Origin of the sequence: Cellulophaga fucicola, assembly GCF_900119145.1 — a bacterium.
Taxonomy (GTDB): domain Bacteria; phylum Bacteroidota; class Bacteroidia; order Flavobacteriales; family Flavobacteriaceae; genus Cellulophaga; species Cellulophaga fucicola.
Map to the genome: position 1 here is coordinate 299,406 of NZ_FPIY01000004.1, position 15,135 is coordinate 314,540.

At 32.9% G+C, this 15,135-nt stretch carries 14 protein-coding genes and 1 rRNA gene; 6 read left to right on the top strand and 9 right to left on the bottom strand.

Annotation, left to right across the window (positions count from 1 at the left end; translation table 11 throughout):
• Positions 1-36 precede the first annotated feature (36 nt).
• The 6 genes from BT107_RS14360 (at position 37) to BT107_RS14385 (ending at position 4,212) form a co-directional block, all read left to right on the top strand.
• Complete coding sequence (locus BT107_RS14360; protein ID WP_072304517.1) at positions 37-537, top strand: DUF2975 domain-containing protein; 501 nt, start codon at positions 37-39, stop codon at positions 535-537.
• A gap of 3 nt (positions 538-540) precedes the next feature.
• Complete coding sequence (locus BT107_RS14365; RefSeq protein ID WP_072304518.1) at positions 541-753, top strand: helix-turn-helix domain-containing protein; 213 nt, start codon at positions 541-543, stop codon at positions 751-753.
• Between the two features lie 102 nt (positions 754-855).
• Positions 856-1,293 carry an ankyrin repeat domain-containing protein gene (locus BT107_RS14370; RefSeq protein WP_072304520.1) on the top strand — a complete coding sequence of 146 codons (438 nt, stop codon included), beginning with the start codon at positions 856-858 and terminating at the stop codon, positions 1,291-1,293.
• Between the two features lie 42 nt (positions 1,294-1,335).
• On the top strand, positions 1,336-2,457 hold the full coding sequence (locus BT107_RS14375; protein WP_072304521.1) for a C1 family peptidase: 1,122 nt from the start codon (positions 1,336-1,338) through the stop codon (positions 2,455-2,457).
• Positions 2,458-2,518: 61 nt separating this feature from the next.
• Positions 2,519-3,775: a Y-family DNA polymerase gene (locus tag BT107_RS14380; protein ID WP_072304523.1), complete on the top strand. Its 1,257-nt coding sequence runs from the start codon at positions 2,519-2,521 to the stop codon at positions 3,773-3,775.
• 2 nt (positions 3,776-3,777) lie between these two features.
• Positions 3,778-4,212 carry a LexA family protein gene (locus tag BT107_RS14385; protein WP_072304524.1) on the top strand — a complete coding sequence of 145 codons (435 nt, stop codon included), beginning with the start codon at positions 3,778-3,780 and terminating at the stop codon, positions 4,210-4,212.
• Positions 4,213-4,489: 277 nt separating this feature from the next.
• On the opposite strand, the gene BT107_RS17400 is transcribed toward BT107_RS14385, so the two are convergent.
• The 9 genes from BT107_RS17400 to rrf all read right to left on the bottom strand — a co-directional run bounded on the left by BT107_RS17400 (position 4,490) and on the right by rrf (position 15,082).
• Positions 4,490-4,981, bottom strand: coding sequence for a thiol-activated cytolysin family protein (locus tag BT107_RS17400; RefSeq protein ID WP_170854745.1), 492 nt, complete (start codon positions 4,979-4,981; stop codon positions 4,490-4,492).
• 2 nt (positions 4,982-4,983) lie between these two features.
• The gene (locus BT107_RS17405) at positions 4,984-5,646 is read right to left on the bottom strand and encodes a hypothetical protein (protein WP_084639243.1); all 663 of its coding nucleotides are present in this window, start codon (positions 5,644-5,646) and stop codon (positions 4,984-4,986) included.
• Between the two features lie 53 nt (positions 5,647-5,699).
• Positions 5,700-6,884, bottom strand: coding sequence for a thiol-activated cytolysin family protein (locus tag BT107_RS14395; RefSeq protein WP_072304525.1), 1,185 nt, complete (start codon positions 6,882-6,884; stop codon positions 5,700-5,702).
• Between the two features lie 324 nt (positions 6,885-7,208).
• Entirely contained in the window at positions 7,209-7,643 is a 435-nt protein-coding gene (locus BT107_RS14400) for a hypothetical protein (RefSeq protein ID WP_139254330.1), read from the bottom strand.
• Between the two features lie 344 nt (positions 7,644-7,987).
• Entirely contained in the window at positions 7,988-8,266 is a 279-nt protein-coding gene (locus BT107_RS14410) for a F0F1 ATP synthase subunit delta/epsilon (protein ID WP_072304528.1), read from the bottom strand.
• 70 nt (positions 8,267-8,336) lie between these two features.
• Positions 8,337-9,845, bottom strand: coding sequence for a F0F1 ATP synthase subunit beta (atpD, locus tag BT107_RS14415; protein ID WP_072304529.1), 1,509 nt, complete (start codon positions 9,843-9,845; stop codon positions 8,337-8,339).
• A 228-nt stretch (positions 9,846-10,073) separates the two neighbouring features.
• Positions 10,074-11,558 (bottom strand): SGNH/GDSL hydrolase family protein, encoded by a 1,485-nt coding sequence (locus BT107_RS14420; RefSeq protein WP_072304530.1) that lies wholly within the window; start codon positions 11,556-11,558, stop codon positions 10,074-10,076.
• A gap of 9 nt (positions 11,559-11,567) precedes the next feature.
• Positions 11,568-14,372: a TonB-dependent receptor gene (locus BT107_RS14425; protein ID WP_072304531.1), complete on the bottom strand. Its 2,805-nt coding sequence runs from the start codon at positions 14,370-14,372 to the stop codon at positions 11,568-11,570.
• Between the two features lie 600 nt (positions 14,373-14,972).
• Positions 14,973-15,082 (bottom strand): 5S ribosomal RNA (gene rrf, locus BT107_RS14430).
• Positions 15,083-15,135: the final 53 nt, after the last annotated feature.

A 15,135-nucleotide genomic window follows, 5' to 3' on the forward strand; every position in this document is an offset into this window, starting at 1 on the left:
ATATTTGTTATCGAAAAACAATAATAAATAGCCGTTATGAAGAAAACTATTTTATTTAAAACCCTAATAGATATTTTATTTTTTTGCCTATGCTTAACGTCCATAAGTGCATTATTAGTAGTACCCTTAGGTTTAGGCTCCATAAATATGGATGACCAAATTGTTGAAAATTGGGATCTATTTTCAATATTAATTATTGGTTTATCTATGATTAGTTACGCACTACTTATTATAGGCATCTATTTTTTGAGAAAAGTAGCTAGATTGATGCTTAACGAGAGATATTTTCAAAAAAACATTTCATTATTTCTAAAAAAATCAGGTAATTTTCTGATTATGTCTTCAATAGCCTCTATCCTAATGCTTCTAATTGCATTTGCAAAGAAAATTTTATTTAGCCAGACCATAGAGCTACTTTATGATAGCGACAAAGTTCTAATTCTCTTTATTTTAATAATTGGTTTCTTTTTTAACATACAAGCTTCTATAATAAAACAATCTATAAGCTTAAAGCAAGAAAACGACTTAACCATATAAACTATGCCCATTATTGTAAACCTGGATGTACTATTAGCTAAGCGAAACATAAAAAGTAAAGAACTCGCTAAAATTATAAATATTACAGAAGCAAACTTATCTATTTTAAAATCTGGCAAAGCAAAAGCAATTCGTTTTTCAACTTTAGAAGCCATTTGTGAAGCTTTATCTTGCCAACCATCAGATATATTAGAATATGTAAAAGAAAAAGAATAAATTTAACCCACTGACGTTTTATGTAAACATTGGTTATACTTTATTATAGAAAAAACTATAACTCCAATACTAACATTTGTCTAATAAATTAAACCCAAAATAATGAAAACCCTATTTTTTACAATCCTACTTATTATTTCTACTTACGCAAGTGCACAAGAAATAAGCGAAGACCTTAAAAATGTCTTACAGAACGACAATGTTACCGAACTTAAAAAGCACCTAACAGCTAAAGACTTAGACAAGTGCTACAAGCTAGATGATACCGAATATAGCTTACTAACGCTATCTATAAAACTTAACGCTAAATCTTGTTTTGCAGAACTAGTAGAGCAAAATGCTAGCGTAGAAAAAACATGCAACAATAAAACTCCGTTTATGTACACTGCAAAATACAACAGGTTAACTATGGCAAAAGCTCTTGTTAAGGCAGGTGTACAAATTAGAGTTAGAAACAGCGACAAGCAATCTGCTTTAGATTTTGCTAAAAAATACGAGAGTAAAGAGATTATAGAATACATAAAATCTTTTAATCAATAAAAAAACACGCTAACCGCAAAGCAATAATTAATTAAGAACACTATGCGAAAATTACTTTTTAGCCTTAGCTTTATGCTTACCATAGGTGCTATAAACGCACAAGAAGCATACAAATTCACAGATGTTATAGATTTAGACGCAACACCTGTTATTAGTCAAGGTGCCACTGGAACGTGTTGGAGTTTTTCTACTTCTTCTTTTTTAGAATCGGAAATTATACGACTTACAGGCAAACAAATAGATTTGTCTGAAATGTACACCGTGCGCAATACATACCCTAAAAAGGCAGAAAACTTTGTAATGAGACAAGGCAAAGCTCAGTTTAGTGAAGGTGGACTAGCACATGATGTAATTAATTCTGTTAGAGAGTACGGACTTGTACCACAAGAGGCCTACAACGGACTTTTAGAGAACAGTACAAGTCATAACCATGCTGAGTTAGTTTCTGTACTAGAAGCAATGGTAAAAACATACGCAGACAACCCTGCTGGTGAACTAAGCAAAAACTGGTCTAAAGCTGTAGATGCAGTTTTAGATGTGTATCTAGGAACTAATAAAACGTCTTTTACTTACAAAGGGAAAGAATACACTCCTGCTTCATTTTTAAAAATGACTAAAATTACTCCAGAAGATTACGTTACAATTACATCGTTTACACACGCACCATTTTATAGTTCTTTTATTTTAAATATTCCAGACAACTGGAGTAATGGAAGCATGCAAAATGTTACTTTAGATGAGATGATTAGTACTGTTGACAATGCTCTTAAAAACGGATTTACAGTAGAATTAGATTGCGATGTTAGTGAACGTACATTTTCATCTAAAAACGGAGTAGCTGTAATACCTGCCAACCCAGAGAACAATAACAGAGCTTTAGAAGGCATTTACCCAGAATTAAAAGTTACACAAAACTACAGACAAAACGAGTTTGAAAATTTTACAACAACCGATGATCACTTAATGCACATAACAGGTACAGTAAAAGATCAAAACGGAACAAAATACTACAAAGTAAAAAATAGTTGGGGTACAGACGCTAACAGAACTACACATAATGGGTATGTATATTTTAGTGAAGCTTATATGCGACTTAAAGCAATAAGTATTATGGTACACAAAGATGCATTACCAAAAGATTTGACTAAAAAAATAAAATTATAAAAACTACAGACTACTACTGCATACATAAGATTTAAGTTGCAAATCTTGTACCTTTACGGCTATGTATGCATTAGTAGATTGTAACAATTTTTACGCCTCTTGTGAGCGGGTTTTTAACCCTAACTTACAAGGAAAACCTATTGCTATTTTAAGTAATAATGATGGCTGTGTAATCTCTAGAAGTGATGAGGCTAAAACATTAGGATTACCAATGGGAGCACCTGCTTTTAAATACAATGCTTTTTTTAAAGCAAATAAAATACACGTACTTTCTTCTAACTACTCTTTATATGGAGATATGAGTAGCCGCGTAATGTCTATACTAAAACAATTTTCTCCAGATGTAGAAGTATATAGTATAGATGAAGCATTTTTAAAATTTGAAGGCTTTAACAATTACAACTTTACAAATTACGGCTCACAAATAAGATACAAAGTTTTAAAATGGACAGGCATACCTACCTGCGTAGGTATAGCCCCCACAAAAGCACTAAGTAAAGTAGCTAATAAAATAGCACGTAAGTTCCCAAAACAAACCAAAGGCACATACGTTATAGACACAGAAGAAAAACGCATTAAAGCCCTTAAATGGATTAAATTAGAAGATGTTTGGGGCATTGGAAATAGACTACATAAAAGACTTGCTGCTAAAAACTGTAAAACTGCATTAGACTTTGTAAACTTACCAGATGATTGGGTACGTAAACATTTTTCCATTACAGAATGGAGATTAAAAAAAGATCTAGAAGGCATACCAACACTTAACTTAGAAATAAAAGAAAATAAAAAATCTATAGCAACAACCAGAAGCTTTGAAAATACCTTTACAGAGTTAAGTGACATTAAAGAACGTGTATCTACCTTTGCAACAAGTTGTGCAGAAAAATTACGAGTGCAAGGCTCCAGTTGTCATATGGTTGTTGTTTTACTAAGTAGTGACAGACATAAAAAAGATACAGAACAACACAGAGCATCAATTTCTATAAGTTTAGCATATGCAACCGATTCTAGTTTAGATATTGGTAACGCAGCATTAAAAGCCATAGAAAATATTTACAAAAAAGGGGTAAAGTATAAGCGCGCAGGTGTAATTGTAACAGGTCTTGTCCCCACTAATAATCATCAATTACATTTATTTACAAAAGAAAACCCCAAACACAAACCTTTAATGAAAGCCATAGATAAATTAAACTATAAATATGGTGAGGTTAAATTAAAATTAGGAAATCAAGACCTAGAACGAACTTGGAAAATGAAACAAGAACATTTATCACCCAAATACACTACCAATTTTAAAGACATTATTAAAGTAAAATAAGCGTGAAAAACAAAAGCAACTTAACTTTTTTTTCTATTGATGCATCAGAAAATAAACAGACTATTTTTATAGACACGGGTATTTCTGCTGGCTTTCCATCTCCTGCTGATGATTTTAAAGAAAACAGAATAAGTTTAGACAAAGAGCTTATTAAAAATCCTGAAGCAACCTTCTTCGCAAGAGTAAGCGGAGAATCTATGACTGGAGCCGGACTAGAAAATAACGACTTACTAGTTATAGATAGAAGTTTAGAGCCTAGCCATAATAAAATAGCGATCTGCTTTTTAGATGGTGAGTTTACTGTAAAAAGATTAAAAGTCAAAAACAACACTGTATGGCTTCAACCAGAAAACCCCAATTATAAACCAATAAAAGTAACAGAAGACAACAATTTTGTCATTTGGGGAATTGTAACCAATGTGATAAAAAAAGTATAAAGAAAAAAAGCGCAAAAGGACTATTTTTGCGCTTTACATTTATTACAGATACTAACTCCAATAATAAAATAAATATTATTAAGACATAATATTTTTAATACTATGTCTAGACATTTACAGTAGATACGTATAAAATTAATATTTAGACTTTTCAAAAGTAAGAAATTACCTCTGAACTAAGAGGCTTTAACTTTCAATTAGATGTGTTATTCTAGAAATAAAACAAAAGCTTAAAAAAATGTAACAAACTTTAGACTATACAGTACATAATACAAAATTATTCAGGCTTGTACTCTAAAATTTGCTCTGTATACATCTGTTTTACCTCTACTTCTGTATTATCTAACAATCTACGAACCTTGTAGCTAATTGGAGCCGCAGAACTAACTAAGCCAGCAGTACTTGGTGTTTCTAAAAAACGCACAAAACTATCATAATCCGTAACTCTACCACCTAATTGAGCTGGCCCTCCCGCTATAAGTACTTTTATTTTATTCTCCTCAAAAAGGGACTTAAACTCTTCAGAGTAAGCCACATCTGTACTTGCATCTACTACTGCCAAAGCAACTTTAACTGATGCCTTTACCATTAAACTATTATAGGATTCATCTTTTTCTGTCTCTATTAACAAATATGCAACCCTACCATAATCTACACTACTTACATACAACGGCTCATGAGACCCCAAATCTTCAGCTTCCATTTCACCTTCTATCCATTGCGTGTAGTTTTTAGGGTCTATAGATGCATTATAAAACCATTGACGCACCTCTACAATAACATGCTTTTTACTAGATACACTACCATTACTCTGGTTAAATTAAAGCTAGAAGAAACCAGACCTCCTAGCACATCTGCCTTAACATGTATGTCCAAAGTCTTATTAAAACTTTCTTGAGTTGTTACTGAGTTACTCTCATAACTATAAAAACTTGGTACTGCATTGTAATTAATTAAAGCTTGGCTATTTTCCAGCAATCCGTTTAATGATGTTCTAACATTACTTAAACTTGGAGTAGTTGATGAACTTACTGGCAAGTCCTTTCCTCTAAGAGTTAACGAAAGTACAACTTTATTAAACTCATTTTTAAGCACAATAGGATCATAAGCTGCATCCATAAAAGAAGAACCTCGTAAAATGCTTCCTGGATAAATAATGTCCGACTTATTTGCACTTACAATTGACAGTGGCTCTAAAGTAGCTTGTTTCTCTACCAGAGTAAGGTACTCATATTCTGTTGTATTGGTCTCCGGACTAAGACGCGTATTTCCTGTTTTTTCAGAGCTAATAATATTATCTGGCTCCACTTGAAAAGAAACTTCTTTAAGCTCACTCAAATTAGCACTAGAATTATCGTCATTTTTATCACACCCTATAAAGAAAAGCGATAGACTCAAAATACTGACAATAAACAACCCGCTCCTATTTTTCATTTGTTTCTACTATTAAAAGATATTCTGTACTCATTTTTCCAAACTCCTTGTTTTTAATCTACCTTGTACTCTAAAATTTGCTCGGTATACATCTGTCTTACTTCTACCTCGGTATTATCTAACAACCTACGAACCTTATAGCTAATTGGCGCTGCAGACCCTACAAGATCAGCAGTATTAGGCGTTTCTAAAAAGCGCACAAAACTATCATAATCTGTAACTCTACCTCCCAATTCTACAGGACCCCCGGCAATAAGCACTTTAACCTTATTATTTTCAAAAAGCGACTTAAATTCTTCCGAATAAGCTACGTCTGTACTTGCGTCTACTACCGCCAAAGCAACTTTAACTGATGCTTTTACCATTAAACTATTATATGCTTCATCTTTTTCTGTCTCTATTAACAAATACGCAACTCTACCATAATCTACACTACTTACGTACAACGGCTCATGAGACCCTAAATCTTCAGCTTCCATTTCACCTTCTATCCATTGCGTGTAGTTTTTAGGGTCTATAGATGCATTATAAAACCACTGACGCACTTCTACAACAACGTATTTTTTACTAGACACTGTACCACTACTCTGATTAAAATTAAAACTAGAAGAAACCAATCCTCCCAATACGTCTGCTTTAACATGTATATCTAAAGTCTTATTAAAACTTTCTTGTGTTGTTATGGAGTTACTTTCGTAGCTATAAAAACTTGGTACTGCCGTATAGTCAATTAAAATTTTATTGTTTTGCAGCAAACTGTTTAATGCATATCTAACACTACTCAACTTAGGTGGTGTTGAAACACTACTCAACTTAGGTGGTGTTGAAACACTAACAGGATAATCCCCTCCTCTAAGTGTTAAAGAAAGCTCAACATCATTAAATTCATTTTTAAGTACAATAGGATCATATGCTGCGTCCATAAAAGAGGAACCTCTCAAAATACTTCCTGGATAAATAATGTCCGACTTATTTGCACTTACAATTGACAGTGGCTCTAAAGTAGCTTCTTTCTCTACTAATGTAAGATATTCATAATTTGTTGTGTTCGTTGATGCATCAAAACGAGTATTTCCAGTTTTTTCAGAGCTAATAATATTATCTGGCTCCACTTGAAAAGAAACCTCTTTTAGCCCATCTAAATTTGAATTAGGACTATCATCATTTTTATCACAAGAAATAAAAAATAAGGATAAACATAAACTTGCAAAAACATACAACTGGTTATTTTTTTTCATTTATAAAGTATTTAAATTAAATTTTATTAATAATATTGATGTACCAAAAATTAAAGTCCATCACGATTTTCTATCACTATATTTTTATAATTAATAATATTTGAAGGACTATTATCAGTAAAGTTTTGAGTGACTTTTAAATTTTCTATTATAAAATTTGAAATTGTTGGAGCACTTTTTTCTGTAGTTTTATCGTCTTTAAATAAAAGTTCTTCGTCAACAATGAAATTATTCTTATATTCTTTTTCAATATCATAAGTAATACTATAGGTGTGAGAAATTCCATTTTCATTTGTTAAATACCTATCATAGTCTTGCTCTCCATCATCTATAATAACGGGTTTTTTCAGAATGATTCCAAAAACTAGATTCTTTAGTCTCTTTATAATATGTCCAAGCCCTTATTTTTACTGCATTAAAAAGTAAAGACTGTTCATTTAGAGATGAAACATAAGATTTATTAATCATTTTTTGCAAAGTAAAAGTATTCTCAAAAGTACCTGATTTTAGTATTTCTAAATAAAATTCACTTTTAGCGCTAGATATTACAATACTATCCCTGGTATTATATCTATATACAAATTTAGTATTAAAACGAGTTTCGATTTCTATAGGTCCCGTTTTCTCTTTAAAATTGTAATCTAATTTGTTAACCTGATGCTTCAATTGACTCCCTATAACAGGCTTTAAAACATATATTACATTTTCAGAATCGTCAAAGTTTTCAATTTTCACACCACAACCCAAAAAGATCTCCAACTTGTAAGTTGGCCATAGTAAGCTTGTTAACCCCAGCAGTTAACTCAAATTCAGCGCTATGATTAATATCTAATTCTGAGGTCCCGTCATTGTTCTTAGAACATGAAATAAAAAGAAGAATTGCAACAATAATAGAGTAATAGGATTTCATAAAATTAAAGATTTGGTTATTTGGCATAAGTAATATACGTACACAACTAGGTTTTAGACTACGAAAGTGTAAGAATTATATTAAAAAAAGTAAACCTTGTAAGAATTTAAAACCGATTGACATTATTCTAAAGCACAAAAAAAAGGGTATACTACCAAGTAGTATACCCTTTTAAAGAGTTATGTTCCTAATGTTAATCCGCTAGTACAATAACTTTATTATCTTTCATTTCTATAGTTCCACTGCTTATAGCTAAAACAGTATCTCCATTAGAATCTTTAGAGAATTTATCCTCAAAAGCTTCGTCTATAGATACATTTCCCTGAATCTTAACTGTACCTTCTTGTAATAATGATACAATTGGTGCGTGATTAGATAACATTTGAAAATCTCCATTTATACCAGGTACAGTTACAGAAACAACTTCTCCTGTAAATAATGTAGCTTCTGGTGATACAATTTCTAAATACATAATTATAAAAGTATTAAGTAGTTAATATTACGTGCAAGCCAATTAGCTAACACGTAATATTATGTATTATTTATGCTTCAGCAAGCATTTTTTCTCCTGCTTCTATAGCTTCTTCAATAGTACCTTTAAGGTTAAATGCAGATTCTGGTAAGTGATCTAATTCGCCATCCATAATCATATTAAATCCTTTAATAGTATCTTTAATATCTACTAAAACACCTTTAAGACCTGTAAATTGCTCTGCTACGTGGAAAGGCTGAGATAAGAAACGTTGTACACGTCTTGCTCTACCAACTGCCATTTTATCTTCCTCAGATAATTCTTCCATACCAAGGATAGCAATAATATCTTGTAATTCTTTATAACGTTGTAACAACTCTTTTACACGTTGTGCACAAGAATAGTGATCTTTTCCTAAAATTTCTGGAGCTAAGATTCTAGAAGTAGAATCTAATGGATCTACCGCTGGGTAAATACCTAACTCTGCAATTTTACGAGACAATACTGTTGTTGCATCTAAGTGAGCAAACGTTGTTGCCGGTGCTGGATCTGTTAAATCATCCGCAGGTACGTAAACCGCCTGTACAGATGTAATAGAACCTCTTTTTGTTGATGTAATACGCTCTTGCATAGCACCCATTTCCGTTGCTAATGTTGGTTGGTAACCTACCGCAGATGGCATACGACCTAAAAGTGCAGATACCTCTGAACCAGCTTGTGTAAAACGGAAAATATTATCTACGAAGAAAAGAACATCTTTACCTTGACCTTCACCTGCTCCATCACGGAAATATTCTGCAATAGTTAAACCAGATAATGCAACACGTGCACGCGCTCCAGGAGGCTCATTCATTTGTCCGAAAACAAACGTTGCTTTAGAATCTTTCATTACAGATTTATCAACTTTAGATAAATCCCATCCACCTTCTTCCATAGAATGCATAAAGTCATCACCGTATTTAATAATACCCGACTCTAACATTTCACGTAGTAAATCGTTACCCTCACGAGTACGCTCACCTACACCAGCAAATACAGAAAGTCCACCGTGACCCTTTGCAATGTTGTTAATTAATTCCTGAATCAATACTGTTTTACCTACACCAGCACCACCGAATAAACCAATTTTACCACCTTTTGCATAAGGCTCAATAAGGTCAATTACTTTAATACCTGTAAATAATACTTCTGTAGAAGTAGATAAATCTTCGAATTTTGGTGCATCCCTGTGGATTGGCAAACCATCTTTACCTGCTTTAGGTAAATTTCCAAGACCATCAATAGCATCTCCAATTACGTTGAACAAACGTCCGTAAACGTCATCACCAACTGGCATTTGTATAGCGCTTCCTGTTGCATTAACCTCTGCTCCACGGCTTAAACCATCAGAAGAATCCATAGAGATAGTTCTTACTGTGTTTTCACCAATGTGTGATTGTACTTCCAAAACCAAAAGTGATCCATCTGCTTTTTTAATTTCTAATGAATCATAAATTTTTGGAAGATCTACCCCTGCTTGGAACTCCACATCTATAACTGGGCCAATAATTTGGGAAACTTTACCTGTAACTTTAGACATTGCTATCAGTATTTATTTATATATAATTTTTCGTTTTTTAAAAAACATAAAATCCTGTAATACAGACCCTATCTTTTTCAGGGTGCAAAGATAAGTTTTTCAAATTTAAATAAAAACTACTTTTTATTGTTTTTTTAACTTATTGAAAACCTTTTCATTCTTGTACTATATTAATAAAAAAAGCGCCTTAATAATTAAGGCGCTTTTTAAACTTATTCTAAAATTTATTTATTGTAATGTTGGCGAAAAATTTGTTGGAAAAACTGCTGCCGTAGCTAGTGTTTTAGACGCTACAAAGTTAGAACCGTAAGTTACATCAATAGCTTCTAAAAATTTATTAGCCATAAGCGCATATCCTCTCGAAGTTAAATGTACCCCGTCTAAACTAACTAAACCTCCAAAAACTAAATCAGTATTCATTGTATACTCATCAAAAGTAATTCCTGTTTCTGAAGCTTGAGAAAGAACTGAATTTAAATCTACTAATGCCAAGCCTTTTGCAGAAACCACCGCCGCAATTGTTGCATTGTAAGCATCTGTAGCTTCATTAATAGCCGCTAATTCACTTGGTATTAACACCCATTTATCTTTTAGAGGCACAGATACTCCATTAACCTTTGTTGGGTCATCATTAACTTCTGTTCCTATAAAAGATGACGCAGGTAACACCAATAAATCTTCCGAAGTTGCTTGTCTATAACTTGGCAAACCAAATGCAGATAAATCTGTTAAATCTTCATCTTCAATAACCACAGCATTAGTTAATGACGGCACAAATTCTATTGTACGCGCATCAGCTTCATCTTGATCTATTTGACCTAACAAAACCATTGTTGACAAACCTCCGTTGTATTCTGCATAACCATCATTTACAGCAGATGCTGTAGCAGCATCCATTGGCACAGGATTATAAGGCACAGTTGTAAAGTGAGGCAATGTTGTTATATAAGGTACATTTGTTACCGCTCCTTTTGCTCCGTTTGCAGTTAAAGCATCTACAATAGTACTTAATGCATAATCAAAAGTAGCAGAGGGTGTAATTGCATTTGAATCATCTCCACCTGAAGTTGCATATCCTAAAACATCATTACCTCCAATTTCTGACAATGTAAAAAATGTTGGATTTTGCGCTACAGTCATTTCTAAGATACTAGCATCAGGAGTACTCCCTGTCATCCTAACAAAATAAGGATTTGCTAAATTTGCAGATAAATTAGATATATTACCATATCCGTTTGCTAACAAATGAAAACTTTTAGCCCCAGGAACTCCCATATTCTGGAAAGGCCCTGTTGGATTATTTAATAGCACATCTGTTGTAACAGTAACAGGTGCTTTTAGCGCTACTTCAAGCGGTACTGGCCCTGCTCCACCAAAAACTAATCTTGGCTCTAAAATCCTATCTCCGTTTAATGCCAAACCACCAAAATTATCATTAGTTAAAGGCTGAGAAAAAGTTGAACTTCCACCAGCATTCGCAAACAAAGTTGACAATGTATTAGGAAATGACATTTGCTGACTTGCGTTAAATAAAGCCCCATCTGTGTAACCGGCAGTAAAAGATGCACCAACAGCAACATAATTTGAAAAATCTGCAGTACCTGCCGTTAATTCTGGCAATGGAGTTTCGATCATAGTAGATGAATCGTCGTCATCACTACAAGAAGAAAATGCTGCCATTGCGGCTATAAGCCATATATATTTAGTTTTCATATTAAAATCTTATAAATTATTAATTGTCCAAGAAAGATAGTACTGAGATCCAACATAACCTGTACCAAAAGCTGTAAAGTACTCATCTCCTAATAAGTTAGAAGCACCAACTTTAAAGTTAGATTTTATACTTGGAACTGTAATATTAACCTGAGCATCTAAAACGCTGTAAGAAGGAACTTGTCCGTCTCCGAATGAAGCTTCCCAAAAATAAGAGTCACTCCACCTATAAGCTACATTAAATCCTATATTTTCAAACAAATTCGTTTTACCAAAACTAGCCTTGAACTTATGTTCTGGTGTATTAAAATTTGTTTTAAAATCTGGATTTGCCTCTTTATCAAAATCTAATTTAGAGTATGTATAATTCGCCCCTAAATCAAATCCACCTAAAACTTTTGTATCTAAACCTAAAGTAGCCCCGTAAGAATTTACATTTGCTTCTGAGTTTGTATATGTTTGGTATGCTTGGTAATCTCCATTAGCTAATGCCAAAACTGATAAGCTATTATCACCTGCTTCTCCATAAAAAGTAGAAACTACCGTTTCATTAGACAAAAAGTCTTTATAACTATTGTAATATCCACTTAAATCTATCACAACACCGTGTACTTTTCCTCTATATCCCAATTCAAACGAAGTTACCTGTTCTGGTTTTGCTAAGTTTGAATTTGCTACTTTTAAATCAGCAGGGTTTCCTGAAGCTCCAAAAGCCTGTAAAGAACTTGCTAAATAAGAATTATTATAAGCTCCATCTCCAGATTTTTCAATAGTTGCAGGCTGACCTAGATCATCTTGTGCATCTTGACTAATATTGTATGTTCTAACATCTCTCTCCAAGTTATCTTTTGCACCACCTATTAAAACAGCTCTACCTACATCTAAGCCTATATATAAATCTTGTGTAGTTGGATTTCTAAATCCTGTTTGAAAAGAAGCTCTTAAATTATGATTTTTATTTTCTCCTAAAGTATAACCAGCAGCTAATCTAGGAGAGAAGAACCCATCAAACAACTCAGACTTATCATAACGTAAAGAACCAGTTAACTTTAAACGATCTTCCATTAATTTTTTCTGTATTTGTGTATAAACACCAAATTCAGAATATCTAATTGGACCGTCATTATCTGTATAAATTGTACCTGAAGAATTTAACTCATATGTTCTTGTAGACCCACCAACTTGAATGTCGGCAAATTCAATTACTTCAGAAAAATTATAGTTTACATCTGCGTGATAAATTTTTGAATTATCTTGAAACTTAGAACCAGAACTTAAATCCGGATCATTTATACTTTTTTCAAATGCTGCCTGAAACTCAGGTGTACCTGGCAAATACCTGCCAGATTCTGCTTGTGATCTTGCATTAGCGTGTGCTTGGTCTGATGTTGCACCACCTAAAGTACTCTGTACATACGTACCCACATACTCTGCAAACCATTGTGGATCAGATTTCCAAGCTCTGTTAATATTAATCCCTGTAAATACCATATCATAAGAATCTCCAGCTTTATCTTCAGTCATATACCCTCTTAAGAAAAAGTTGTCATTTTTAATTTCAATTTTATGCTGTTGCAAAAAGAAATCATCAATAGCATATCTATTTGCTCCTTGGTAAATTGTAGATCCAGAACCTACCTTACCAACATAAGAAATTTCAAAATCATTTTCCCATGGTCTGTAGTAAAGTCCCCAGTCTGCCTTAATGCTTTCTGCATTATAGTCTGTTAAATATTTTTCATTATAACCGGTTCTACTCACATTTACACTTGGAACCAAAGCTTCTGCTCCTGCAGGTAAAATTGGCTCTCCAGTTGCTGGGTTAATAGTTTTAGTAAGTATTTGTGCAACACTAAACATATTCTGACTTACTTCATCACCGTATATGTTTACACCATCATAATCTAAATCGTCTCTAGTAAATCCCCTAAATAACTTATCAGTTTCATTATCGGCTCCCCAATCTGTACCCTTTAGGTAACCAAAGTTAACTTTACCAGCAAACTTTTCACTAAATTTATGAGCGGCTCTAATACCAAAATCCGTATACGTATTATCTCCTGAAACTTCTTGAGATGTTATTCCTCTCTTCATATATGAACTTATACCCTGAAAATCAAATGGACTCTTACTTCTCATAAATAAAATACCATTAAATGCATTTGCTCCATATAATGCCGACGCAGCACCAGGTAACAATTCAACACTTAAAACATCAGTTTCAGTCATACCCAAAAGGTTACCTAATGGAAAGTTCAATGCTGGAGCAGCATTATCCATTTGATCTACCATTTGCATAAACCTAGTATTTGCAAACGTTGCAAACCCCCTAGTGTTAATAGATTTAAATGTTAAACTATTTGTATTGATATCTACTCCTTTAAGATTTTCTAAACCATCATAAAAATCTGATGATGCAGTATTTTTTATATCCTTTAAGCCAAAACGCTCTACAGATACAGGAGATTCAAAAATACGTTCTGGCGTCCTAGAAGCAGAGATTACAATTTCTCCTAATTGTGTTGCCTCTTCATTTAACTTTATTGTTAATGATTGATTATTTGAAGTCACATTCACAGTTGAAGATGAATAACCTATGCTTGTTATTTTTAATTTAAATGGAGGAACTTCTGACGTGGTTAACGTAAAAATTCCATCAAAATTTGCTACTACACCTTCTGCCTTCCCAACAATTACAACGTTGGCAGAGGATACTGGCTGATCGTTTTGATCAACAACCTTTCCTTTTATAGTTGTCTGAGAATACCCCAAAACACCGAAAATAAGGAAAGAAAAAAGAATTATTTTTCTCATTCTAGTATTGAATTAAGTTAGTTTTGATGTGAAGTTATATTTTTTTTTGATTTTAACAACTATTAACAGTAATAAATTATGCGTGCATAGTATATTTTTAACATAAATAACCCTGTAAATTTAAATATACACCAAAATTTATACGTTATTTTTAGTAAAATGAAATAATTCCAACTAGAAACACATTATCCCTACAATACAAAAAACCTATTTAACTTTAATATTAGCTTACTTTTAACATTGTATTTCACTTCTTAGTAATAAGCACAAAAAATAGTTAATATATAGCCTATAACAAAATATATAAACCTAATTAATACATTATCTACAATCTAACTACCGTAAACTACACATTACAACAATTCACTCCTCCTATTACTGCTAAATAACTAGCTATTCTGAAACTATATACTAGCCTATATAAATACAACTAGTACAAGTTTGGTTATACACGCGTATACCCCTCTATAAACTAAAAAAGGCCTAGAGTATATCTAGGCCTTTTTTGATGCTATTTGTATAAACTATGACTTGTAATCTATACTATCCTTAAATTTAGGGTATAAAAAAAGCCCTTATCGTTAGATAAGGGCTTTTGAAAAAAGGCGACGGCCTACTCTCCCACCTAGTGGCAGTACCATCGGCGCAGATGAGCTTAACTTCCCTGTTCGGAATGGAAAGGGGTGAGCCTCATCGCCATGGCCACCTTAAATTGTTTGTTAATTGCTATACCTATTGTATAACACTCAACAGCTAGTTTTAA

What these genes read in the sequence shown, in the direction of transcription:
- BT107_RS14380 (WP_072304523.1), top strand. Translation starts at nt 2,519, where the DNA reads ATGTATGCATTAGTAGATTGTAACAATTTTTACGCCTCTTGTGAGCGG.
- atpD (WP_072304529.1), bottom strand. Translation starts at nt 9,845, where the DNA reads ATGTCTAAAGTTACAGGTAAAGTTTCCCAAATTATTGGCCCAGTTATA.
- BT107_RS14360 (WP_072304517.1), top strand. Translation starts at nt 37, where the DNA reads ATGAAGAAAACTATTTTATTTAAAACCCTAATAGATATTTTATTTTTT.
- BT107_RS14425 (WP_072304531.1), bottom strand. Translation starts at nt 14,372, where the DNA reads ATGAGAAAAATAATTCTTTTTTCTTTCCTTATTTTCGGTGTTTTGGGG.
- BT107_RS14420 (WP_072304530.1), bottom strand. Translation starts at nt 11,558, where the DNA reads ATGAAAACTAAATATATATGGCTTATAGCCGCAATGGCAGCATTTTCT.
- BT107_RS17405 (WP_084639243.1), bottom strand. Translation starts at nt 5,646, where the DNA reads ATGAAAAATAGGAGCGGGTTGTTTATTGTCAGTATTTTGAGTCTATCG.
- BT107_RS14370 (WP_072304520.1), top strand. Translation starts at nt 856, where the DNA reads ATGAAAACCCTATTTTTTACAATCCTACTTATTATTTCTACTTACGCA.
- BT107_RS14395 (WP_072304525.1), bottom strand. Translation starts at nt 6,884, where the DNA reads ATGAAAAAAAATAACCAGTTGTATGTTTTTGCAAGTTTATGTTTATCC.
- BT107_RS14375 (WP_072304521.1), top strand. Translation starts at nt 1,336, where the DNA reads ATGCGAAAATTACTTTTTAGCCTTAGCTTTATGCTTACCATAGGTGCT.
- BT107_RS14365 (WP_072304518.1), top strand. Translation starts at nt 541, where the DNA reads ATGCCCATTATTGTAAACCTGGATGTACTATTAGCTAAGCGAAACATA.
- BT107_RS14410 (WP_072304528.1), bottom strand. Translation starts at nt 8,266, where the DNA reads ATGTATTTAGAAATTGTATCACCAGAAGCTACATTATTTACAGGAGAA.